Origin of the sequence: Paraburkholderia sp. BL23I1N1 (assembly GCF_003610295.1) — a bacterium.
In the GTDB taxonomy this organism is placed as follows: domain Bacteria; phylum Pseudomonadota; class Gammaproteobacteria; order Burkholderiales; family Burkholderiaceae; genus Paraburkholderia.
Map to the genome: position 1 here is coordinate 4,495,005 of NZ_RAPV01000001.1, position 22,141 is coordinate 4,517,145.

Annotated in this window: 20 protein-coding genes and 1 pseudogene; 15 read left to right on the plus strand and 6 right to left on the minus strand. The window is 61.1% G+C overall.

The annotated features are described in order from the left end of the window. Positions 1–30 precede the first annotated feature (30 nt). Complete coding sequence (gene araD / locus B0G76_RS21040; RefSeq protein WP_120294263.1) at positions 31–1,770, plus strand: L-arabinonate dehydratase; 1,740 nt, start codon at positions 31–33, stop codon at positions 1,768–1,770. Positions 1,771–1,783: 13 nt separating this feature from the next. Here the strand turns inward: araD and B0G76_RS21045 are convergent, their stop codons facing one another. Both B0G76_RS21045 and B0G76_RS21050 read right to left on the minus strand, forming a co-directional pair. After that, complete coding sequence (locus B0G76_RS21045) at positions 1,784–2,389, minus strand: short chain dehydrogenase (RefSeq protein ID WP_120294264.1); 606 nt, start codon at positions 2,387–2,389, stop codon at positions 1,784–1,786. A gap of 207 nt (positions 2,390–2,596) precedes the next feature. Continuing rightward, positions 2,597–3,049 (minus strand): DUF3005 domain-containing protein, encoded by a 453-nt coding sequence (locus tag B0G76_RS21050; protein WP_120296620.1) that lies wholly within the window; start codon positions 3,047–3,049, stop codon positions 2,597–2,599. Positions 3,050–3,428: 379 nt separating this feature from the next. On the opposite strand from B0G76_RS21050, the gene B0G76_RS21055 reads away from it, so the two are divergent. The 4 genes from B0G76_RS21055 to B0G76_RS21070 all read left to right on the plus strand — a co-directional run bounded on the left by B0G76_RS21055 (position 3,429) and on the right by B0G76_RS21070 (position 7,111). Next, positions 3,429–3,662 (plus strand): hypothetical protein, encoded by a 234-nt coding sequence (locus B0G76_RS21055; RefSeq protein WP_120294265.1) that lies wholly within the window; start codon positions 3,429–3,431, stop codon positions 3,660–3,662. 111 nt (positions 3,663–3,773) lie between these two features. Beyond that, complete coding sequence (epsC, locus tag B0G76_RS21060; RefSeq protein ID WP_120294266.1) at positions 3,774–4,706, plus strand: serine O-acetyltransferase EpsC; 933 nt, start codon at positions 3,774–3,776, stop codon at positions 4,704–4,706. Then, positions 4,706–5,551: an AraC family transcriptional regulator gene (locus tag B0G76_RS21065; protein WP_120294267.1), complete on the plus strand. Its 846-nt coding sequence runs from the start codon at positions 4,706–4,708 to the stop codon at positions 5,549–5,551. The genes epsC and B0G76_RS21065 overlap by 1 nt, the downstream gene beginning before the upstream one ends. 363 nt (positions 5,552–5,914) lie before the next feature. Beyond that, positions 5,915–7,111 carry an IS4 family transposase gene (locus B0G76_RS21070; RefSeq protein WP_120294268.1) on the plus strand — a complete coding sequence of 399 codons (1,197 nt, stop codon included), beginning with the start codon at positions 5,915–5,917 and terminating at the stop codon, positions 7,109–7,111. Between the two features lie 354 nt (positions 7,112–7,465). Here the strand turns inward: B0G76_RS21070 and B0G76_RS43925 are convergent. The 3 genes and pseudogenes from B0G76_RS43925 to B0G76_RS21085 all read right to left on the minus strand — a co-directional run bounded on the left by B0G76_RS43925 (position 7,466) and on the right by B0G76_RS21085 (position 10,024). Next, positions 7,466–8,046, minus strand: a pseudogene (locus B0G76_RS43925) (metal-dependent hydrolase). A gap of 166 nt (positions 8,047–8,212) precedes the next feature. Continuing rightward, complete coding sequence (locus tag B0G76_RS21080) at positions 8,213–8,728, minus strand: hypothetical protein (RefSeq protein ID WP_259460664.1); 516 nt, start codon at positions 8,726–8,728, stop codon at positions 8,213–8,215. 144 nt (positions 8,729–8,872) lie between these two features. Next, the gene (locus tag B0G76_RS21085; protein ID WP_120296624.1) at positions 8,873–10,024 is read right to left on the minus strand and encodes a porin; all 1,152 of its coding nucleotides are present in this window, start codon (positions 10,022–10,024) and stop codon (positions 8,873–8,875) included. Between the two features lie 626 nt (positions 10,025–10,650). Here B0G76_RS21085 and B0G76_RS21090 point away from each other — a divergent pair. From B0G76_RS21090 to B0G76_RS21105, 4 genes are all read left to right on the plus strand, one after another. After that, positions 10,651–11,223, plus strand: coding sequence for a hypothetical protein (locus B0G76_RS21090; protein WP_120294269.1), 573 nt, complete (start codon positions 10,651–10,653; stop codon positions 11,221–11,223). 190 nt (positions 11,224–11,413) lie between these two features. Beyond that, positions 11,414–13,369: a PhoX family phosphatase gene (locus tag B0G76_RS21095; protein ID WP_120294270.1), complete on the plus strand. Its 1,956-nt coding sequence runs from the start codon at positions 11,414–11,416 to the stop codon at positions 13,367–13,369. Positions 13,370–13,468: 99 nt separating this feature from the next. Next, entirely contained in the window at positions 13,469–13,777 is a 309-nt protein-coding gene (locus tag B0G76_RS21100; RefSeq protein ID WP_120294271.1) for a hypothetical protein, read from the plus strand. A gap of 45 nt (positions 13,778–13,822) precedes the next feature. Beyond that, positions 13,823–14,059, plus strand: coding sequence for a hypothetical protein (locus tag B0G76_RS21105; protein ID WP_147394070.1), 237 nt, complete (start codon positions 13,823–13,825; stop codon positions 14,057–14,059). A gap of 239 nt (positions 14,060–14,298) precedes the next feature. Here B0G76_RS21105 and B0G76_RS21110 read toward each other — a convergent pair whose 3' ends face one another. After that, the gene (locus B0G76_RS21110) at positions 14,299–14,733 is read right to left on the minus strand and encodes a hypothetical protein (RefSeq protein ID WP_120294273.1); all 435 of its coding nucleotides are present in this window, start codon (positions 14,731–14,733) and stop codon (positions 14,299–14,301) included. Positions 14,734–14,974: 241 nt separating this feature from the next. Here B0G76_RS21110 and B0G76_RS21115 point away from each other — a divergent pair, with 241 nt between their 5' ends. From B0G76_RS21115 to ggt, 6 genes are all read left to right on the plus strand, one after another. Next, positions 14,975–15,670: a CDP-alcohol phosphatidyltransferase family protein gene (locus B0G76_RS21115; RefSeq protein ID WP_120294274.1), complete on the plus strand. Its 696-nt coding sequence runs from the start codon at positions 14,975–14,977 to the stop codon at positions 15,668–15,670. Further along, positions 15,667–16,497, plus strand: coding sequence for a 2OG-Fe(II) oxygenase (locus tag B0G76_RS21120; protein ID WP_120294275.1), 831 nt, complete (start codon positions 15,667–15,669; stop codon positions 16,495–16,497). The genes B0G76_RS21115 and B0G76_RS21120 overlap by 4 nt, the downstream gene beginning before the upstream one ends. Beyond that, positions 16,494–17,513 carry a flippase-like domain-containing protein gene (locus B0G76_RS21125; RefSeq protein ID WP_120294276.1) on the plus strand — a complete coding sequence of 340 codons (1,020 nt, stop codon included), beginning with the start codon at positions 16,494–16,496 and terminating at the stop codon, positions 17,511–17,513. Before B0G76_RS21120 ends, B0G76_RS21125 begins: the two co-directional genes overlap by 4 nt. 28 nt (positions 17,514–17,541) lie before the next feature. Beyond that, positions 17,542–18,306, plus strand: a complete 765-nt coding sequence (locus B0G76_RS21130; RefSeq protein ID WP_120294277.1) for an NTP transferase domain-containing protein — start codon at positions 17,542–17,544, stop codon at positions 18,304–18,306. A gap of 270 nt (positions 18,307–18,576) precedes the next feature. After that, positions 18,577–19,980: an MFS transporter gene (locus B0G76_RS21135; protein ID WP_120296626.1), complete on the plus strand. Its 1,404-nt coding sequence runs from the start codon at positions 18,577–18,579 to the stop codon at positions 19,978–19,980. A gap of 240 nt (positions 19,981–20,220) precedes the next feature. Then, on the plus strand, positions 20,221–21,954 hold the full coding sequence (gene ggt / locus B0G76_RS21140; RefSeq protein ID WP_120294278.1) for a gamma-glutamyltransferase: 1,734 nt from the start codon (positions 20,221–20,223) through the stop codon (positions 21,952–21,954). The last annotated feature ends 187 nt before the right edge of the window (positions 21,955–22,141 follow it).

A 22,141-nucleotide genomic window follows, 5' to 3' on the forward strand; every position in this document is an offset into this window, starting at 1 on the left:
AAGCACGGCAAAAACTTCGTGGAGCAGACGTTGACGACAAGAAAGAGACCTGAAGAACTGCGCAGCCACCGCTGGTACGGCGTGAACGATATGCGCTCGTTCGGCCACCGCTCGCGCACCGCGCAAATGGGCTATAACCGCGAGGAATACGCGGGCAAACCGGTGATCGCGATGCTCAACACATGGAGCGAGATCAATGCTTGCCATACGCATTTCAAGCAACGAGTCGAGGAAGTAAGACGCGGTATCTGGCAGGCAGGCGGCTTTCCGGTCGAACTGCCCGTACAGACGCTCTCCGAGCCGTTCCAGAAGCCCACCACGATGCTCTATCGCAACTTCCTCGCGATGGAAGCCGAGGAGACGCTGCGCTCGTATCCCGCCGATGGCGTCGTGCTGATGGGCGGTTGCGACAAGACCACGCCCGCCTTGCTGATGGGCGCGATCTCGATGGACCTGCCGGCGATCTTTCTGCCCGCCGGGCCGATGCTGCGCGGCAACTGGAACGGCGTCACGCTCGGCTCCGGATCGGACGTCTGGAAGTACTGGGCCGACCTGCGCGCGGAGACCATCACGGAAGCGGACTGGCGAGGCGTTGAAGGCGGCATTGCGCGCTCGCCGGGCCACTGCATGACGATGGGCACCGCGTCGACCATGACGAGCGCGGCCGAAGCGCTCGGCTTTACGCTGCCAGGTTTTGCCTCCATTCCCGCAGCGGATTCGCGGCACGCGCAGATGGCCGCGAAAACCGGCATGCGTATCGTCGAGATGGTGTGGGAAGACCTGAAGCCCTCCGATCTCATCACCGCCGGCTCGATCGACAACGCCGTGACCACCTGTCTCGCGCTGTCCGGTTCTACCAATGCCATCGTGCACATGATCGCGCTCGCGCGCCGCGCCGGCATCGAACTGACGCTCGATCGCTACGACGACATCTCGCGCCGCACGCCGGTGCTGGCGAACATTCGTCCGACCGGCGCGTATCTGATGGAGGACTTTTTCTATGCGGGCGGTTTGCCGGCCATGCTCGCCGAACTGGGCGACCTGATCGACCGTTCGCAGAAAACCGTGAACGGCCGCACGCTCGGCGAGAACCTCGAAGGCGCGACGATTTTCAACGACGAGGTAATCCGCCGCCGCAGCGCGCCGCTCCTGCCCGATAACGGCCTCGCGGTGCTGCGCGGCAATCTCGCGCCCGACGGCGCCGTGATCAAACCCGGCGCGGCGGAGCCGCAACTGCTCGTCCATACCGGCCGCGCGGTGGTGTTCAAGGACTACAACGACATGGCCGCGCGTATCGACGACGAAGCGCTCGACATCGACGAAAACTGTGTGATCGTGCTTCAGCATGCGGGGCCGGTGGGTGCGCCGGGAATGCCTGAGTGGGGGCAACTGCCGATCCCGCGGAAGTTACTGCACAAGGGCGTGCGCGACATGGTGCGTATATCGGATGCACGGATGAGCGGGACGAGTTACGGCGCATGCGTGTTGCACGTCGCGCCGGAGTCGTTTGTCGGCGGCCCGCTAGCGCTGGTGCAAAGCGGCGATCTGATCGAACTGGACGTGCCGCGGCGCAAGCTCAACATGCTCGTGCCGGAAGAGGAACTGGCGCGTCGCAAGGCCGCCTGGGTCAAGCCCGAGCCGCGTTTTACGCGCGGCTATGGCGCCTTGCATCAGGTGCATGTGCTGCAGGCGGATAAAGGTTGCGACTTCGATTTCCTGCAGCGCGGCGGCGCTCGACCGGACGCAACCGCCGAGCCGGAAATTCACTGAGCGTGCCGAGGGCTCAATACCCTACGCGATACACCCGGCCCGTTTGCGCGCCTTCCACGCTGCGCAGGTAGGCCTGCGCCGCACGTTCGGCGCTCACTGGCTCGAAGCCTCGGAAGTAGGGGGCATAGGCGTCGAGCGCTTCGGTCAGCACGGTCGGGCTCACCACGTTGATGCGGATGCCGCGCGGCAATTCGATCGCGGCGCCACGCACGAAACCTTCCAGGGCCAGGTTGACGGTGGTTGCATTCGCGCCCTCGCGAATCGGTTCGTCGCCGACAATGCCGCTCGTCAGCGTGAACGAGCCACCGTCATTCACGTACCGCTGGGCGCCCAGCACCATGTTGATCTGACCCATCAGCTTGTCGCGCAGGCCGACCCAGAATTGCTCGGCGCTCATCTCCGGCAGCGGTCCGAAATGCAGCTTGCCGGTGGCGGTGACGACACCGTCCACCTTGCCGATCTCGCCAAAGAGGCGCTCGATGCTAGCCGGGTCGGTGCTGTCGACGCGATACTGGCCGCGCGTCGCGCCCACTTCGATAACTTCATGGCGCGCTTTCAAGGCTTCGCTCACTGCCCGGCCGACCGTGCCGGTTGCGCCGATCACGACGATCTTTTTCATTTGCTGCTCCGTTCGGTATTAAATATGCAGTCGATTGTGGCTGCAGTCGGCGGGCGGAAATAGCCTGTTCGGTTTGCAGGTCCTGCAACCCGGAGTTTCTAATCCATGACGAAACGCACCCCGTCATTCAAACGGGGCGCGCTTTGAAATTGCCTGACTAATCGGCGTAAGCGGCGTAATTCAAACGAATACGCGCAAAGCGAAACCTTATTTCGCCCGATGTAATTCGATTATGCGAGTGGGCCGCAAATGATTAACAGCGTAATGAATACGACCGCGTTCGCGACGGCTGCGGATCGAGCGCGGGTCGTCGAACAGATCCTCCGTTGAATCGACGCCTTCCGGCTCGACCATGCCTTTGTCGATGACTGTGTAGCCCGGTTCGAGCGCCAGCAGCAGATGATTGCCGCCAACCCGGCTGTCGAAGCCGGCCATGCCGTCGTGCGCCTCGGGCACGCTGTTGATGAGGGTCGCGTTGCTCGTCGTGATTTCGTCGGGCGAGATCGGGCTGTGACCGGCGATGCGGGCGGCTTCGAGATTCTTGCCGTCGGTGTCGACCGTGCTGTCATGGGTGCGGTCGTTGTGCAGTTCCGCCGTGCGCGGGCCGACGGCGCGCGGTTGTTTGCCGGCGTCTGCCGGCTTGTTGATATCGCTGTTCATCATGCATTCTCCGTTGAAGAGGACATGGTTGAAGTGCAGCAAAACCCGGTCCGCCTGATGCACATCGCACAACGTGTCTTTGTGCGTATGAGTTTGTAGTGTGCGCGACGCTGCGGTTTCCGCGCGGTTATGCGCAGTGACGCAGGCGGGCGTTTCACCTGGCGATTGCGTCCGGCATTCTTTTCGTTTTTTTTAATGGACGCCTATTTTCTACAGAGTATGATCTTACTCCGACGAGCGAAGCGCGGTTAAATTGACGGCATGCGTCCGGCTGTTTTTACATGGATCGACGGCATGCGTCCGGCTATTTTTACATAGCTGACAACGAACAGATGCGCGCTGCTCAAAACATCTTACGGGCCGTCAGGGCGGGTGACACATGCACTTTGATGCTGCATTCACACATCGCGGCTACTTGCTGAATTGCGAGCCGGCGCGCGCGCGCGATGGTAGTTGGCAACCTTATGTGGTCATCTCCCGCTCGAGCGACGGCGAACTGGTCGCCAACCGTTTTTTCCCCACTGACATGCGTTTCCCTGACGAAGCCACCGCCATCGCGCATGCACGCGACTGGGCGGTGCGCTGGATCGACGCGAGCAGTGTGACCATCTGAAGCATCCGGCGTGCCGAGCGGCGATGCGACGTCGCGCGAGCGGTGGCAAAACGCGGTAATCTCTTGGGACAATCACTCTGAACCGTGCCTCGTGCACGGCGTTGTCCTTTTATGCCTAACGTGCCTTCCCACAACTGGGGTCTCGAACAGATCGTCGCGGACTTGCGTGCGTCGCGTGAGGAGTTGCATCGCACGCGGCATCCGCTCGGCATTCGCGAGTTGCCGTCGCGCGAGGCGGTGATCGCGATTGTTGCCGGCCTGCGCGCGTCGCTGTTTCCCACGCATTACGGCGCCCCCGATCTAACTGACGAAACGGTCGACTACTACGTCGGCCACACGCTCGAAAGCACCTTGCGCTTGCTCGCTGAACAGATACGGCGCGCCTTGCGTTTTCTGCCCGAATTCGGCGAGACACCTGATGCGGATCTGAAGGAGCGCGCGTTCAACGTCGCCCGCGAATTTGGCACTCAGTTGCCTGGCATTCGCGCGTTGCTGGTCAGCGATATTCAGGCCGCGTTCACCGGCGACCCGGCCGCGCAGCACATCACTGAAATTCTGCTGTGTTATCCGGGCGTGTGGGCAATGACGCACCATCGTCTTGCGCACGCGCTGCATCGCCTTGGTGTGCCCTTGCTCGCGCGTTTCATCAATGAGATTGCGCACTCGGCGACCGGCATCGACATTCACCCGGGCGCGACGATTGGGCAGAGCTTCTTCATCGACCATGGCACGGGCGTTGTGATCGGCGAGACCGCGATCATCGGCGAGCGAGTGCGTGTCTACCAGGCCGTGACGCTTGGCGCGAAGAGCTTTGCTGCGGATCTTGACGGTACGCTGGTCAAGGGCAACGCACGGCATCCGATCGTTGAAGACGACGTTGTGATTTATGCCGGCGCGACGATTCTCGGCCGCGTGACGATCGGGCGTGGCTCGGTGATCGGCGGCAATGTGTGGCTCACGCATAGCGTGCCGCCGGGCAGCAGCGTATCGCAAGGCAAGATCCGCGAGAGTGAGCGCACGGGTACGGACGAGGGGGGAGGTTGATGAGCGGGCTGGCTCACGCGTCGTCCCGCGGCCGCGTTCACATGCCTCGTTGCGCGCTTGCTGGCGTCGAAGCGACGGTGGCCGAAACGGCGCATTCATTTCCGCGCCATTCGCACGATCGATTCGGGGTGGGCGTGATCGTTGCAGGCGGGCATCGCTCGTCGAGCGGGCGCGGCGTGGTTGAAGCGCGGGCGAGCGACGCGATCATGGTGAATCCGGGGGAGGTACACGACGGCAGCCCGCTTGACGAGCGCGGACGGGCGTGGCGCATGTTGTATTTCGAGCCGTCGATGCTGACCGACGTCGCCGTCGAGTTGAGTGGTGTGGCTGCGCACGAGATCGAACTGACGCAACCGGCGGTTCGCGATCCGATATTGAAGGTGTTATTCGAGCGCTTATTCGCGGTATCGGTGGAAGCGCAAACCGTGCCGGACGATCTGGTGCGCGAGGAGGCGATGCTCGCGTTGCTTGGCTATCTGATTCGAACGCACGCGACCACGCATACACCATCGCGGTTGACCCAGTTGTTGAGCCCGATTGCACGAGCGAGGGCTCGCATCGACGACGACCCATCGTCACCGCTCACGCTTGCCGATCTTGCTGCCGACACTGGCATGAGCCGCTTCCAGTTATTACGAGGCTTCGCGCACGAGATGGGATTGCCGCCGCATGCATACAGGATGCAGCGCCGGGTGATGCTTGCGAGGCAACTGATCGCGGGAGGCGCGACGTTGGCCGATGCCGCCGTAACAGCGGGGTTCGCCGACCAGAGTCATATGACGCGAGCGTTTGTACGATTGCTGGGAATCACCCCTGCGAACTACGCGTCTGCGACGCGCCCGTAACTTCGCGATGGGGCAATGAATGACACGCTAGGGCGCGTAGCGCCCAAAGCTCAGCGATGGGGCTAATGAGTGACGCATGGGCGCGCGCAGTGCCCATAGTTCAGCGACAAGGTTGATGAATCACGAGTCAGCACGCCCAGGACCCACACCCCCGCGACGGGCTTGAAGAATTACGCATCAGCGCGCGCAGCGCCGCCGGAAGAATGACGCCTTTGTCACTCACGCCGAATGTGCGAGAACACAGATTCCAGATGCGCCACTACCGTGGCTGCGCGGGGGACCCGCTTCTAAGCTCAATACTGTTAACAAGCTCAAATTTGTGTTAACTTTCAAGCCTCTGAACCAACAAGAAGAGCTTGAAGGATGGCAAGAACGGAAGCAACGCTGCCAGGCGGGGCGCGGCTCGCGGACTATCTGGCGGTGGGGTATCTGGCGCTGAACTGCTCCCTGGGACAGGTCAAGGAGGCGCTCACGAAGTGCGGCGTGCAGACGCGCGTGCGCCGCGACATGCCGCGTGAAGTGCTGGTGTATTTCGTGATGGCGATGTGCCTTTATCCGCGCGTGGCCTATGAGGAAGTGTTTCGTCTGGTGATCGAGGGACTGCGGCGCATCTACGGCGACCAGGTACGCGACGCGCAGGTCAGCAAGGCGGCGATCTCGCAGGGTCGCGCACGCCTGGGATGGCAGGTGATGCGCGAGCTGTTCGCCCGGCAGGCGGCGCAACACCCACGAACCGCAGGCGGCGACTATGCGGGCTATCGGGTCATGAGCGTGGACGGCTCCACGCTGGATGTGCCCGATGAGAAGGCCAATGCGCAAGCGTTCGGATATGCGCAGGGAGGGCGCGGTGAGGCCGCGTATCCGCAGATTCGCTTCGTAGCGCTGGCCGAATGTGCGACGCACGCGCTGTGTGAGGTCCAGATGGGCGGGGTATGCGAGCACAGCGAACAGGCGCTCACACGCCAGCTGTTTCCGGCATTCTCGGACGACATGCTGGTGCTGGCCGATCGCCTGTTCTATGGCTATGACATGTGGCGCGACGCGGTGGCCACCGGAGCGAAGCTGCTGTGGCGCGTGAAGTCGAATTTGCGGCTGCCGTGCGAAGTGCCGCTGGCAGATGGTTCGTACCTGAGCACTGTCTATGCCAGTGACACCGACAGGCGACACCAGCGCAACGGCATGCAGGTGCGGGTCATCGAGTATTGCCTGGAAGGTGTGCCTGATGCCGAGCCGCAGTATCGCCTGATCACCAATCTGCTGGACGCAGCGGTGGCGCCTGCCATAGAACTCGCGGCGCTGTACCACCGGCGCTGGAAAATAGAAGAGATGTTTGACGAGATCAAGACACATCTGTGCGACGGCAAGAAGGTGCTGCGTAGCAAGACGCCTGATCTGGTCCGTCAGGAGTTCTATGCGTTAATGCTTACCCACGCGGCGATCCGTCGACTGATGTATGAGGCTGCCCAGGACAGCGGGCAGCACCCGGAAGACTTATCGTTCGTTCATGCCGTACGCGTGTTGAACCGACGCCTGCCCGAGGCGGCGGCCGTTCCCCCCTGAGCAGTGGCAAAGTTGGAGGCTCAGCTTACTGCGGGAAATCGCCAGTGGGCGTGCCGTGCAAAGCCGCGGCAAGCGTAATCCCCGCGGCGTGAAGCGAAAGATGTCGAACTTCCGGATACGCCGACGATCGGAGCCGCTGAATCAGCGAATTTCACCGAAAGCGGTCATCAAGTGAACAGTATTGCTTCTAAGCTAGCGGTGTGAGCCGCTTTCTTTTGCCTACTTTTCTTTGCGGCCCAAAGAAAAGTAGGTGCCCCGCACAGGGGCGACGCTAATAGACCGATAAGAAAACAAGGAAAGGCCAACGCCACAGGCAAACAGATAAAGCGCCGCGCAGGCAAAAAACCCCGACCCTCACCCCACTCCCAAACCCCGCAAAACCGCCCCTGCATGTACCCCATGCAACCAGACATGCTCCCCGATAAACCAGGCCGCGCCCCAGGCCGCCCCAACAACAATCAAATCACAACGCCCACTATTCCAAAGATTCAAAGAATGCCGCCCGGCGACCCAGGGCACCCCTAAAGGATTAGGCCAATCGGCCAACAGATGCATCAACCCACCGCAAGCGAACCCAAAAGCCGGCGCAGCATAACCGGACCGCCCAAGCCAATGAAAGGAAACCGCGAGCAACGCGACCCATGCCACACCCCAATGCGTCAACGTACGATGCGTAATCCAGAGCTTTCGCGTGCGTGACCACCACGCCACTTCCAGTCTGGCGCCGTACTCCCTGCCACCCCGGCGACAAAACTCAGCAACACGCCGATATGAAACAACCCAAAAAACGACCCAGGAAATGAACCAAAAACCGACCCAAAAACCGACCCATGAACCGACCCATGAACCGACCCGCCGCCGACGCGCGCAACAACAGCCGCAGCGATAACCCCAGCTGCAAACCCAGTCGCGTGATGTGCTTTGTTTGATGCCATCGAACCTCACGACGCAGCGCGCCGAATAAAAACCAAAGGGCGGCTATATTCGCAGACGAGCAGATAAAAAAATAGCCGACACACGACATAAAAATTCGCGCATCGGCATGGCCTTCAGAGCGGTCTTCAATGTGACCGTCAACAACGCAACTGTACGACCAAAAACTCAGGTCGCACAGCGCGCAATATCGACGCGCATTTCCGGTTCAGGTGGGTCATCCGGCGCATTCGCGGGATGCATCACCTTGATGACCGAGCCGGCGTTATACGGCGTCAGCGTGACGAAATACGAGTTGTTCGAATCAGAGCCGACGGCGATCTCGGTCGCGTCGCCCACGCGCGACATCCGCGCGCGTGACAGCTTGCTTTCGAGGCAATCGGCGATATAAGCAGGGGCGCGCTGCGAAGACACGTACATCATCGGCTGGGACGCATCGCGGGCGGGGCCGTTGGAGGAACCACAGGCAGCGAGCAAAGCGGTGGCGGCAGCAGCGGGAGCAAGCAGGAGAAGTCGTTTCATGGTTCGATCGTCGGCGTCCCCGATCGTGCACGGGAACTTGGGGCGCGGGCGAAACGCGACGCGATTGAACGCTGCGTCATGCTTCGCGACGAAGCCGCCGTTCAACCGCAACAACGTTACGGCAAGGAAGGCAGCCACCTTAAGTATACCCACCGCGCGCATACGCCGTCACCACGATTGCATCGAAATGTAAGAGCCGAAGCCCCATGAAAAAACCCGCGCGTGATCGTGTCACCCGCGGGTTCGGCTGCAGAGCGGATCGATGCATCGCTCTGCATGTGCTACCAGAAAAACCTGGAAACAAACTTAGAAGCGATGACGCAGACCGACGGCGGCAGCAACCTGGTTTCCAGTCGACGACGGTGCCAGCGTGTTGATCGCCGCCACGTTCGCGCCGAAGTTGCCAAGCTCGCCCGATGCGTGCTGATACACGCCTTCCACGTACACGTCGGTACGCTTGCTCAGCGAGTAGTCGCCTTGCAGCGACACCGTGTGCCACTTCGGATCGCCCGAGCCGTTCGAACCCGACATCTTGCCGTTGGTGAACGTGTACGAAGCCGAGAGGCTCAGTGCCGGCGTCAGTGCGTATTTGCCGTTCAACTCGTAGTTGTCCAGATGCAGGTTCGTACCCGCCACGCCAGGCAGCGTCGCGCCGCCGACGTCCACGCCCGTGATGCCGTCCAGTTGCGTATGCGTGTAGACGAAACCCGCCGTTGCCGGGCCGTACGTGTAGTTGATGCCCGCGCCGAACGTGCGCTGCAGATTCGCCGCGACTGCCGCGGTGCCGTCGCCTTGCGACACGGCGCCGCTCAGGTTCGAGCTGCCCGAGTTGTTCAGTTGCAGGTAAGCGGCGGCGACGCTCAGCGGGCCGTTGTCGTACGAAGCGCCGACGCTCCATGCGCGGTTGTTCGAGAACTGACCGGCCGAATTGCTGAACCCGTACAGCCCGCCGAATTTCAGGCCGGCATAGTTCGCGCTCGTGTACTTCACGGCGTTCTTGATCGAGAACGAGTTGTCCAGATTGTCGTTATCGAACGGGTGAGCGGCCAGGTTGTTGCCGTAGCCCGCGCCCGCTTCGGAGAGCGGCGCGAGGTAATCGACCACGGAATCGTACTGGCGGCCGAGCGTCAGCGCGCCGTATTGATCGCTCTTCAGGCCGACGAAAGCCTGGCGATTGAACATTGTGTTGCTTTCCGAAAACTCGCCGTTGTTCAGGTTGAAGCCGTTTTCCAACGTGAAGATGGCATGCAGACCGCCGCCCAGGTCTTCGCTGCCGCGCAGGCCGAAGTAGGTGTTCGAAACCGACCCGCTACCTTGCTGCCAGTTGCTGTGGCCGCCCTGGTTGTTCGAGTAGACGAGGCCGGCGTCCAGCGTGCCGTACAACGTGACGCTGCTTTGTGCGTGAGCGGTGATGGCGAATGAGCCCACGAGACCTGCTGCGATGAAGGTTCTTTTCATGTTTAGATAACTCCGGGACAGTGCGTAGAGAATCGCATTCCAGTGTTTGCAGCCGATTGCACCGACTGCCTGACGATCCGCTGCGAAGTGTATGCCTGCCATTTATATCTTTAAGTGCATGTGGCGCAACAATGAATTTTCCAATTCGTAATAGCGGATTCGGAGTGGCGTAAGTACGAGTAAATAAAGAAAAAATCTATGTATGAGTTGGCGCTGTAATTGATCGTTAAATTATGAATGTTGCTCGATTGCGACGCTCCCGCTGCGTCATATTCAGTAAGGATTTGAGCGTATCGCTGCGTTGAATTAGGTTCATTCTGTTTTCAGCAATGAACTCTTCCGATTCATGTGGTCTATCCCGGCGAATTACAGTTCTACAATTCACTTCACCCTTTGACCAAGGGTGTCTTTTTCATCTCTTTATACGCGGCTTCCGGGCCGCGTTTTTTTGTATTTTTATGGTTAATTTATAAGCTTCCGAAAATAACGAAATGCGCTATTGCAATCGTGCAAGGAGCTTGCCCCGGCTTGTCCGTTCGTCATAGGGCCGCATTGGGCGTGTGCGGGGCAGGTAGAATCGCAGGCTTGAGATGTGTTTCCGCCCCGCGAACGTGAGTAAACCTGTAATGACCGATACCCCCCTTCCATCGTCCGACACTGCTGCTAACTCCACGATGGCAGGCGCGTCCGGGATCCAAGACACCCCGCTCGAGCATCTGGACGAAGCGCAGCCTGAAACTCAGCACGAAGCGCGTCTGTGGCGCGACGACGGCTGGACCGCGCGCGTGATCAAGAACGAAGACGACGAAGGCTGGGCCGTTGCAATGATCAAGGACGGCGAAGCCGAACCGGCGCTCGTCGGCCCGTGGACGATGGGCCGCAACAAGAAAGACCCGAAGCCGCTCGACACGTCGGCGTTCAACACGCTGGTGAAGACCGCGTCTGAGGTGTTGCGCCGCCATGAGCAGCAACTGCGCGCCCAGTTGCACAAAGAAGTGCGCGTGGCCAGTGCGGACGGCAATGGCGAACTCGACATCACGCTCGACATCGTTCCCGACGAAGACGAACCGTACGCGCTGCTGACCGCGCTCGACACATTCGGCGAGCAGCTCGCGCAAGTGCAGGTCGCGCCGAACTTCAAGCTGAGCAAGGCGAGTGCCTCTGCGTGGGTCGAAAACGAATTCCGTCGTCCGGGCTAGAACGGTGATGTCAGGGTTTAGCTAACGAACAGCTAAATTGAATATTACTATTGACTGTCAATATACTTTCACATTGGCTTCATAGAATCCTCGCGTCATAGCGGCGCGAGCGTGAACCATGCGGTTTTGGGTCTGAGTGCGTGCCGGCTGTGCATTCACCCACGCTACCCAAACCCTGGATCACGACAACATGGCAGAGCCGTTCGACCTTTCCCGCCGCAAAGCCCTGAAACTACTCGCCGGTGCGCCGATGCTGCCGTTAGGCGGTCTCGCGACGGCATCGATGCTGACCGCGTGCGGAGGCGGTGGCGACGACCTGAGGACACCGGTCAAGCCGGTGGCCAATTTCGTCTCGGCGGCATTTAGCGGCATGGCCGCGCCGACGCTGGCAGACCCCGCCGCGATGGCGAAAACCACGGTCGGCTCGACCCTTTCGGTGCAACTGAGCGACGGCAGCCGCCGCACGTTCAAGCTCGCCTACCAGCCGTTCTTCGTCACCGGCGATACGGTGCCGAACATCACGGGCGGGACGATCCTGGCGGGCGGCTACTTCGACATCAACAATCAGCCGATCATCGATAGATCCGTTGCGGGTAAGGAGCGCCAGTTCTATTCGGATTGTCCGGACGGCAGCTCGCTGATCCGCCTCGACAAGCCCGCGGTGAAGGGGCTCAAGGGCAATGCGGTATTTGCCGTCGTGCAGTTCGAGTACGCGACGCGCGATCAGAGTCTGGCCTCGATGTATGGCCAGTTGCCCTCGCCGATCGCCGTGCTCACGCTCGATCAGGACCCGGCCACCGGCAAGCTCACGCTGGTGGGGTACCACAACGTCGATACGTCGAAGGCACATGGTTTGTGGATCACGTGCGGCGCGAGCCTCTCGCCGTGGAATACGCATCTGTCGAGTGAAGAGTACGAGCCGGACGCCGTGACGATTGCGACCAATAGCCAGTTCAAGGGCTTCAGCCGCAGCCTGTTCGGCAACGAAACCACGGCCAATCCCTATCACTATGGTCATCTGCCGGAAGTGACGGTCAATTCCGACGGCACCGGCACGATCAAAAAGCACTACTGCCTCGGCCGCATCTCGCACGAACTGATTCAGGTGATGCCTGACAAGCGCACCGTGCTGATGGGCGACGACGCCACCAACGGCGGCCTCTTCATGTTCATCGCCGATCGCGAGGCCGATCTGTCGGCGGGGACGCTGTATGTCGCGAAGTGGACGCAGGTGTCGGCGAGCGGCACGGGCGCGGCGACGCTCTCATGGATCAATCTGGGGCACGCGACCAGCGACGAAATCGAGGCGCTTGCCAACCAGTTGCGCGCGAGCGACATCATGGACGTCGCGACCAAAGACCCCGCCGATCCGACCTACACGAAGATCAACTACAACGGCACCTTCAACTGGGTTCGCGTCAAACCGGGCATGACCAAGGCCGCGACCTTCCTCGAAACGCATCGCTATGCAGCGTTGACGGGCGGCAGCATGGGTTTCACGAAGCTCGAAGGCACGACGTTCAATGCGAAGGACAAGGTGCTGTATTCGGCGATGTCACGCATCGAAAAATCGATGGTGCGAGGGCACGCCGCCTCGACCGACGTCGCCGTCGACAAGGCCATCAACGCCGGGGCGGTCTACGCGCTCAACATGAAGGGCGGCCAGCGCGACCGCGGCGGCAACGCCATCAACAGCGACTGGGTGCCGGTGGACATGGCCGCACCCGCGGCGCTGGTCGGCGAGGATCTGGCGTCCGCCGACGCGCTCGGCAACACGGCGAATCCGGAGCGCATTGCGAATCCGGATAACCTGAAGTTCTCGGAGAAACTGCGCACGCTGTTTATCGGCGAAGACAGCGGCATGCACGTCAACAATTTTCTGTGGGCTTACAACGTCGACACGAAGACGCTCGCACGTGTGCTGTCGTGTCCCGCGGGCGCGGAGTCGACGGGTTTGCACGCGGTCGACGAAATCAATGGCTGGACATACGTGATGAGCAACTTCCAGCATGTCGGCGATTGGGAAAGTCCGTTGCACGACAAGGTTCAATCGACGCTCGATCCGCTCGTGCGGGCGAACTATAAAGACCGCTTCGGTGCGACGGTGGGATATCTGACGGCGGACCCGGCGGGGATCAAGCTGTAGGGGCGGGGGTGGGGCGATAGGCCCAGCATAGGCCATCTGGCTGAGGCGCCAGCAAGGGGGATTCTCGCGATAATTTGCGGTTTCCCCCGCGGCTGGCGTATGAAGTGGATTTCAATTTTGCGGCAAGGTCATATCGACGTGGCAAGCGTCCGTTATGGCTTGTCGCACCTGCTCGCCAGCACGTTCACGCTTGCCATTCCCGCTTCTGCGAAGTTTCCTGCCGCGACGGCGACCGTCCATGTCGAATACGCGTCTCATTGCGTGTCGTTCGGGCCAAGGCCCGGTGAGCGGTTGGATTTCGACGTGCTTGGTAATGAGCGCAGGATTCCCGACCACCGGCACGTCGCTCGCGCATTCTGCTTTGACAGACATCATTGGTCGCTCGGACTTCCGGCAATCGTTGCGTAGTTGGGCGCGCGGCATTGCTACTTCACAGGCTATTCGAACTGGCTCGTGATCGAAGGCATTACGCATCTCGGCGAGCCCGTCGAATATGAAGTGTTTTTTCGCCTGCGCCGGGCGGGAGCGAGTGTATTGCGGCTTGTCATTGAGAGCGCCTACGTGCGCGACGTCAGCAAGGCAAGGGCGGGAATTCCACGTAACCGGCGGAGTATCGTGCGGTTTCGCGTGATGGCGGCAAAAATATTGAGGGGCGAGGCGATCCGCGATCCGAATCTCCGCCACGCTTAACCGGGGACCTTGCGCCAGAAATAGGTGAGGCCCCACGTGGGGGCCTCATAACTCGCGGGTGCGCTTGATCGGTATGACCCGACGTAACCAGCACGGCTGGACCCTGTTTGACCAGGAGGCAGATAGACGCCCTTGCGGGCCCCGAAAAATCCATCTGCCGCAATTATAACGCGTAAAGCACTGGCCCCCTATCTCCCAATCGGCCATTTTCCTGCCCGGCTTCGCGCCGGCCAGCCGCCTCAACTCCGCTTGCAGAAAATCGCGGTCACGAGCGGCGCCACCCGATGGACGATTGCCGTGCTACCGGCCTCGGTGATCGCGCTCTGGACCTTCGATTCGCTGCCGAACACCACGACGCCATAGGCGGAGCGGGCCACCGGTTCACCGTCGCCGACGCGAAACATCGGGTCATCTTTTTCGTAGCCGACCACCGCGAAGACGTGAAAGCCGAATGCGGTCAGGTCGGCGCCTTGCGTCGGCGAAAACGCATTGATGGAGTTGCTTTCGACCCGCGTCGGTTTCGGGTCGATCAATTGTTGCTGGGCGAGGTCGGCGATGAACTGATGACCGCTTTCATTGCAGATCAGCGGCGCGTCGAGCGCGGCGGCGTGGCTGGCGAGCGGCAGCGCCGTGATGGTCAGAGCAAGGAGTACAGAAGAAAACAAGCATTTCATAGGCGTGAATGGCGACCCGCGTTCGATGTAGTGTGCTCGCAACGGGAGGCGGCCAGGTGGAGCGACCCGAAAAACGTTGCGCATCGAAGTGATTCGTCTTGACAGGCGCAACTGGATTCGCACTTTAACGTGATTTGGCCGATCTTGCGCGGCGCCTGGCACGCAGCGGCATCAAAGGGGTCCTTAAGAAAACGTTAAGGAATGAGGCACGTTTTCACGATCCCGTATATATTTCCGGGTTATGAATTCCCTTCCAAAAATTCCATTGAATGTTCCGGCCCCTAGAACGTGGGACGCTAGGCTTGCCCGTCGGCTGGTCACGCCGCTCGTTAATACGTGGGTTACGCCGAATCATCTGACCACGCTGCGCCTGCTGATTGGTGTGGCTGGCGCACTGTGTCTCGCGCATGGCGGATTTGCCTGGACCAATGCGGGCGCCTTGCTGATCGTACTGTCGAACTTCGTCGATCACACGGATGGCGAACTCGCGCGCATCGGCGGAAAGTCGAGCCGGATCGGTCATTTTTACGATCTGGCGTGTGACGCGCTCGTCACCATCATGTTGTTCGTCGGCATGGGGATCGGTACGGCGCATATCGGCTCAATGAACGTTGCACCCGGATGGCTCGGTGCCGTGGCGGGCGTGGCGGTCGCATTGATTTTCTTCCTGCGCATGCGGATCGAGGAGTTGGCGGGCAAGGCGGGCACGAAGCAGGCGTCGGTCGGCGGGTTCGAAACCGAAGACGTGCTGTATCTGCTGCCCATCGTCACGCTGACGAGCGTCGTCATGCCGTTCGTCGTGGTGGCGTCGATTGGTGCGCCGCTCTTTGCCGTCTGGGTCGTGGTCGATTACTGGCGCATCGCGCGTCGCGCCGCACATTCGGCGGCCGCCTCCGCCAAGGCCTCTGAAACCAGCCAAATGTGGGCCAGCGAATGAGTATGCACGCCGAAGACGACGTGATCGCGCCAATCTCAGTTGAACGTTCGCCGGCCTCGTTGCCGGCCATGCAGACCGCGCCGGCATCGAATGCCGATCGCGCAGTGGCGAGCCGCACGCGGACATTCGACACGCCGCGTCTTTCCAGGGATTTTGCCGATCAGGACGCGTTCCTGTATCTGGAAGATTTTCTCGCGCCCGAAGTCACCGCGCAGTTGGTCCAGAGTGCGCGCGGGCTTCTTGATGAAGTGAACCGCAACTATCTGCCGGGCCACAAGCAGGGCGGCAGCGTAAGCCGTCATACGATCGACCGGCTCGCACCGTTCATCGCCGAGCTGTATCGATCGAAGGACCTGATCGGCTGGCTCGAGCAACTCAGCGGCGACAAGTTGCAGGTGTCGCCCGCGGACGATCCGCACGCGTATGCGCTGTACTACTACACGCGCGCTGGCGACCACATCGGCTGGCACTACGATACTTCGTACTATGACGGCCGCCGTTATACGCTGCTGCTCGGCGTGATCGACGAATCGTCGTGCCGGCTCGATTACGAATTGCATACGCGCAATCCGGACGTGCCGGATCAGCCGGGCTCGGTTCAGATTCCGCCGGGCGGCCTGGTGTTTTTCGACGGCGACAAATTGCGTCATCGCATCACACCGGCGGGCGCCAACGAAATGCGCGTATCGCTGACTTTCGAATACGTCACCGATCCGAACATGCGGCCGTGGCGCCGTTTCATCTCGAACATGAAGGACGCGATCGCGTACTTCGGTTTTCGCCAGGTTTTCCGTCAGATGACGAAGCGCGGCAAGAGCAACGCATGACACGCGCGGCCCTGATTTTGCTGTCGATCGGGACAGCGCTTTTTGTCGGCCTGCTCACGTGGCAGGGCTTTGGCTCCGTGGCCTCGGCGCTGGCCGCGGCAGGCTGGGGGCTCGTGCTGGCTGCGGCGTTTCACCTCGTGCCGCTGGTGCTCGACGCCGGTGCGATCTCGGTGCTGTTCCAGCGCCCGCGCGACGGCGTGCATCACGACGCGACGCTGCGCGACGCCTTGTTCGCGCGCTGGATCGGCGAATCGGTGAATAGCCTGTTGCCGGCCGGCCAGATCGGCGGCCCCGTGGTGATGGTGCGGCAATTGTCCCAGCGCGGGATGCGCATGCGTGACGCGGCGGCCGCGATTACCGTCAGCACCACGATGCAGGCGCTCGCGCAAATCGTTTTCGCGCTGCTCGGGCTGCTGCTGTTCGGCGCCTATGCCGCGCACGGCGCGCTTCACGATCTGCGAACCGCCACGCTCATTGCAACCGGCGTGCTGGGCGCGCTGATCGCGGGCTTCTATTACGCGCAGCGGCGCGGCCTGTTTGGCCGTCTGCTGGGCGTGGTCTCCAAGGTGTTCGGCAAGCGCGACTGGTCGTCGCTGATGACGCGCGCCGAAGCCGTCGACGCCGCTGTGCAGGCGATATACCGCGAGCGCGGCCGCGTCGCGGCGAGCTTCGCCCTGAGTCTGGTGGGCTGGGTCGTCGGCACGGTCGAGGTGTGGCTCGCGCTGCGCTTTCTCGGCCATCCGGTCGGCTGGGTCGACGCACTCCTGCTCGAAAGTCTCGGGCAGGCGATTCGTGGCGCGGCGTTCATGATCCCGGGCTCGCTCGGCGTACAGGAAGGCGGTTATCTCCTGCTCGCGCCGCTCGTGGGTCTGCCGCCGGATGCGGCGCTGGCGTTGTCGCTCGCCAAGCGCGCACGTGAAATCCTGCTAGGTTTGCCCGGACTCCTGGTTTTGCACTTCAGCGAACGAAGCTGGCAACGGCGGCGCGCCACGGCGCGCGTGCCGGTTGTCGATTAATCTCCGAATTTTTTCAAAAGGACTGCGCATGCGCGCCATCATCCTCGCAGCGGGCCTCGGCCTGCGTCTCCAGCAACCGCCGCAAGCACAGTTCCCGAAGTGCCTGTTGCAGTTCGACGGTATGAGCCTGCTCGAACGGCATCTGCACATGCTTGAAACCGCCGGCGTGACAGACGTCGTGCTGGCGCTTGGTTTTCAGCCGGAATCGGTGCAGGCGGAACTCGAGCGGATCAACTGGCCGCATAAGGTGGACACCGTGCTGAACCCGCGTTACGACCTGGGCAGCGTGCTGACGGTGCACACGGTGGCCGAGGCGCTGACGCGCGGCGGCGATGTGCTGCTGATGGACGCCGACGTGCTTTACGACGAGCGCATTCTGAGCGCGCTGGTGGAAGGCGAGACGGTCAACCGTCTGTTGATCGACCGTGATTTCGAAGCCGGTGACGAGCCCGTCAAGCTGTGCTTGAAAGACGGCGTGCCGGTGGAATTGCGCAAGCAGCTCGCCGTCAATCTCGAGTACGACACCATCGGTGAATCGGTGGGATTCTTCCGCTTCCGCCAACAAACCGCGCAACGTTTTACGCAGATCGTCGCGGGCTACGTGGATAGCGGCCGGGCCAACATGCCGCACGAAGAAGCCGTGCGCGACCTGTTGCTGGAGCGCAGCCAGGTGTTCGACACGGCCGACGTGACCGGCTCGCCGTGGATCGAGATTGACTTCCCGAACGACGTCGCTCGCGCAAGCACCGAGATTCTGCCGCAGTTGCAACCGCTGGTCAGCGCATCGCGCTAAGTCTCGCGCCTGAATGGCGGCTGTATTGCATGTATGGGCCGGCTAATTGCCGGCTCACTATCGCGTCGTGTTTTCGCTGCTCTCCCGATCCTTTTTTCGTAGCTCGTTTGCTGCATCGTTGCGCGCTCAACTATTGGGCGCCGTATATCCGCGCGCGATTAACGTGAGTACGAGTTAGTACGAAAATGCTTCACTCAACAACATCCGTTGTCGTTGCGGTGCGATAATTGCCGCTTTACACCGGCGGCCTCGCAACCCGCCGTCATGCCAATGCCTCTCGCTTTAGGCACTTTCATCGTTCCGCTGATCGTCGCGTGCGCGATGTTCATGGAAAACGTGGACGGCACGGTCATCGTGACGTCGCTGCCCGTTCTGGCACGCGATCTCGGCCAGGACCCCATCACCCTCAAGCTCGCCGTGACGGCTTATGTCATCGGCCTCGGCGTGTTCATTCCCATTTGCGGCTGGGTCGCCGACCGCTTCGGTTCACGCACGGTGTTCCGCACGGCAATCGGCATCTTCATGGCCGGTTCGCTGATGTGCGCGGCGTCCACGTCGCTCGGCACCTTCGTGGTTGCGCGCTTCGTGCAAGGCATCGGCGGCGCGATGATGGTGCCGGTGGGGCGCATCATCATTTTTCGCTCGGTGCCCAAGTCGGACTTCATACGCGCCGTCAACTATCTGACGGTGCCTGCGCTGCTCGGGCCGGTAGTGGGCCCGCCGCTCGGTGGGTTCATCACGACGTATCTGCATTGGCGTCTGATTTTCTTCATCAACATTCCAATCGGCCTGCTGGGTATCTGGCTTGCGAACAAGCACATTGCCAACGTGCGCGAACCCCATCCCGGCCGGCTCGACTGGACCGGTTTCGTGTTGTCGGCGAGCGGGGCGTCGCTATTCATGCTGGGGCTCTCGCTGGTAGGCGGCGAACTGGTGTCGAACACGGTATCGGTCAGCATGTGCGTGATCGGCGTGGTGTTGCTGGTGATCTACGTGCTGTATGCGAACCGCGTCGAGTTGCCGGTGCTCGATTTGCGGCTGTTGCGCATTCCGAGTTTTCACGCGAGCGTGGTGGGTGGCTCGCTGTTTCGTATCGGCCTCGGCGCCGTGCCGTTTCTGTTGCCGCTTGCGTTGCAGGAAGGTCTCGGTATGACGGCGTTCAAGTCGGGGTCGATCACCTGCGCGTCCGCGTTCGGCTCGATCTTCATGAAGGCGGCCGCATCGCGCATTCTCAGCCGCTTCGGTTTCCGCACCGTGCTGATGTTCAATGCCGGCTGCGCGGGTCTGGCCATTGCCGTCTACGGTCTGTTCTTTCCCGGCACGCCGCATTGGCTGATCTGGTGTGTGGTGCTGTTCGGCGGCTTCTTCCCGTCGTTGCAATTCACCTCGTTGAATACCTTGGCCTATGCGGATATTCCGAGCCGCGACGTTGGCCGCGCGACGAGTGTCGCGAGTGTGATCCAGCAGATTTCGTTGGGGCTCGGCGTGACGATCGCGGGCATCGTGCTGCAAATCTCGCATAACGTGCAGGGTCATTCGACCATTGTGTTCTCCGACTTCTGGCCGGCGTTCCTCGTGGTCGGTCTGTTCTCGTTCCTGTCGATTCCTGTGACCGCACGCTTGCCGCAAGGCGCCGGCGATGAAATCGCACGCGGCAGCAGAGGAAGTGCGTGAGCGCTTGTTTGCAAACGCCTCGCAAACACGTCGCCGCGCGGCGTCGCAAGTCGAGAACATTTGCTGCAGATTTAAATGCGCTACCGACGGGATATTCATCCATATATAGCGAGGTATTTTTGTGTGCTGCAACATGCACCATTTGCGTGCAACGACTTCGCAAATGCGGGACAGTCATGTTATAAGCCCAAGGCAGCTTTCATTATCGTCAGATGAAGAAGTCGTCCTGGGGGATATCCAATGAAGTTGTTTCACAACGCCAAATCGTCCGTTAGCGGACTTGCGTTTGTCGCACTCGTCTCTGTTTCAAGCGGTTTTCTAGAAGCCACCCCGGCCTTCGCCAAAGCGCCCTCGAAAGCGCAGCCGGCGATCCTCACGGCTTCCGCTATTGCAGTTGCCGACAAGTACAGTGCCGACGCCGCTGAACAGATCTTCAAGGAAGGCGGCAACGCCGTCGACGCGGCAGTCGCGATTGCCTTCACGCTTGCCGTGACGTATCCGGAAGCGGGCAATATCGGCGGCGGCGGTTTCATGACGCTGTATGTCGACGGCAAGCCGTACTTCCTCGACTATCGCGAGCGCGCACCACTGGCCGCGACGAAGAACATGTATCTCGACGACAAGGGCGAGGTCATCAAAGGCATGAGCCTGTTCGGCTATCGCGCGGTGGGCGTGCCGGGCACCGTCGACGGCATGTGGCAAGCGCAGCGCCGCTTCGGCAAGCTCAAATGGAAGCAGGTGCTCGCACCGGCGATTCACTACGCGCGCGACGGCTTCGAGGTCAGCGAGCAATTGCAGCAGCGCCGCGACGACGCCGCGAAAGACTTTGCCGGCAAGACCAACTTCGACACCTACTTTGGCAACCTGAAGCAGGGCGTCAACTTCAAGCAACCGGATCTTGCCGCCGTGCTGCAGCGCATTTCGGATCAGGGCGCGAAAGACTTCTACTCGGGCAAGACGGCGGATCTGATCGCGGCGTCCATGCGCGGTCACGGTCTGATTACGAAGGCCGATCTGCAGCAGTACAAGGCGGTGTGGCGCCAGCCGATCCAGGCGGACTGGAACGGCTATCGCGTGATTACCGCGCCGCCTCCGAGCTCCGGCGGTATCGGCCTCGTCCAGTTGCTGAAGATGAAGGCCGACATTGCGCCGGACTTCAAGGACGTCACGCTTAATTCCGTGCAGTACGTACACCTGATCGCTGAAATCGAGAAGCGCGTGTTCGCCGATCGCGCGCAGTATCTCGGCGATCCGGACTTCTACAAGGTGCCGGTCGCGCAATTGACCGACGACGCATACATCGCCAAGCGTGCAGCCGAAGTCAATCCGAGCGCGCCTTCGGATACGAAGAGCATTCAGGCCGGCCTCGGCACGTCGATGCCGGAGAAAGCGGAAACCACCCACTTCTCAGTGATCGACAAGTGGGGTAATGCCGTGTCGAACACGTACACCATCAACGGCTACTTTGGTTCGGGCGTGATAGCGGATCGCACGGGCATCGTGTTGAACGACGAGATGGACGACTTCTCCGCGAAGCCGGGTGTCGCAAACATGTTCGGCGTGGTGGGCAGCGACGCGAATTCGATTGAAGCGAAGAAGCGCCCGTTGTCGTCGATGAGCCCGACGATTCTGACCAAAGACGGCAAGGTGTCGCTCGTCATCGGCACGCCGGGCGGCTCGCGTATCTTCACGTCGATCTTCCAGGTGATCAACAACATCTACGACTTCAACATGCCGTTGCCGGAAGCTGTGGGCGCGATGCGCTTCCATCATCAGCTGTTGCCGCCGAACACGATTTTCTGGGAGCCGTACAAGCCGATCGAGGGCGAACTCGCCAAGCAGATCGAAGCCAAGGGCTACACGCTGAAGGGGCAGGATTTCAGCGGCGACATCCAGGCGATCAAGGTCAATGGTGATACGCCGGAAGCCGCAGCCGATCCGCGCGGCCGTGGTGTGACGCGGGTGATCCAGTGAGCGATTGACTTAAATCGGTTTGAATTAAATCGATTAAGTGCCTCTGCGCGGCGCATCTTTGCGGATGCGCCGGGTGCAAAAAAGCCTCGCGCTCGATTTTGAGCGCGAGGCTTTTTTTTATCCGCCGATATTCATGGAGCGTGAGGCCGTTTGATTCCCAGGCTCGATTGAACGCAAGGCTTTTTCC

Bases quoted from the DNA above. Each gene is read 5' to 3' on its own strand.
- B0G76_RS21045 (WP_120294264.1), bottom strand. From the start codon at position 2,389: ATGAAAAAGATCGTCGTGATCGGCGCAACCGGCACGGTCGGCCGGGCA.
- B0G76_RS21050 (WP_120296620.1), bottom strand. From the start codon at position 3,049: ATGAACAGCGATATCAACAAGCCGGCAGACGCCGGCAAACAACCGCGC.
- B0G76_RS21055 (WP_120294265.1), top strand. From the start codon at position 3,429: ATGCACTTTGATGCTGCATTCACACATCGCGGCTACTTGCTGAATTGC.
- epsC (WP_120294266.1), top strand. From the start codon at position 3,774: ATGCCTAACGTGCCTTCCCACAACTGGGGTCTCGAACAGATCGTCGCG.
- B0G76_RS21065 (WP_120294267.1), top strand. From the start codon at position 4,706: ATGAGCGGGCTGGCTCACGCGTCGTCCCGCGGCCGCGTTCACATGCCT.
- B0G76_RS21070 (WP_120294268.1), top strand. From the start codon at position 5,915: ATGGCAAGAACGGAAGCAACGCTGCCAGGCGGGGCGCGGCTCGCGGAC.
- B0G76_RS21080 (WP_259460664.1), bottom strand. From the start codon at position 8,728: ATGCGCGCGGTGGGTATACTTAAGGTGGCTGCCTTCCTTGCCGTAACG.
- B0G76_RS21085 (WP_120296624.1), bottom strand. From the start codon at position 10,024: ATGAAAAGAACCTTCATCGCAGCAGGTCTCGTGGGCTCATTCGCCATC.
- B0G76_RS21090 (WP_120294269.1), top strand. From the start codon at position 10,651: ATGACCGATACCCCCCTTCCATCGTCCGACACTGCTGCTAACTCCACG.
- B0G76_RS21095 (WP_120294270.1), top strand. From the start codon at position 11,414: ATGGCAGAGCCGTTCGACCTTTCCCGCCGCAAAGCCCTGAAACTACTC.
- B0G76_RS21100 (WP_120294271.1), top strand. From the start codon at position 13,469: ATGAAGTGGATTTCAATTTTGCGGCAAGGTCATATCGACGTGGCAAGC.
- B0G76_RS21110 (WP_120294273.1), bottom strand. From the start codon at position 14,733: ATGAAATGCTTGTTTTCTTCTGTACTCCTTGCTCTGACCATCACGGCG.
- B0G76_RS21115 (WP_120294274.1), top strand. From the start codon at position 14,975: ATGAATTCCCTTCCAAAAATTCCATTGAATGTTCCGGCCCCTAGAACG.
- B0G76_RS21120 (WP_120294275.1), top strand. From the start codon at position 15,667: ATGAGTATGCACGCCGAAGACGACGTGATCGCGCCAATCTCAGTTGAA.
- B0G76_RS21125 (WP_120294276.1), top strand. From the start codon at position 16,494: ATGACACGCGCGGCCCTGATTTTGCTGTCGATCGGGACAGCGCTTTTT.
- B0G76_RS21130 (WP_120294277.1), top strand. From the start codon at position 17,542: ATGCGCGCCATCATCCTCGCAGCGGGCCTCGGCCTGCGTCTCCAGCAA.
- B0G76_RS21135 (WP_120296626.1), top strand. From the start codon at position 18,577: ATGCCTCTCGCTTTAGGCACTTTCATCGTTCCGCTGATCGTCGCGTGC.
- ggt (WP_120294278.1), top strand. From the start codon at position 20,221: ATGAAGTTGTTTCACAACGCCAAATCGTCCGTTAGCGGACTTGCGTTT.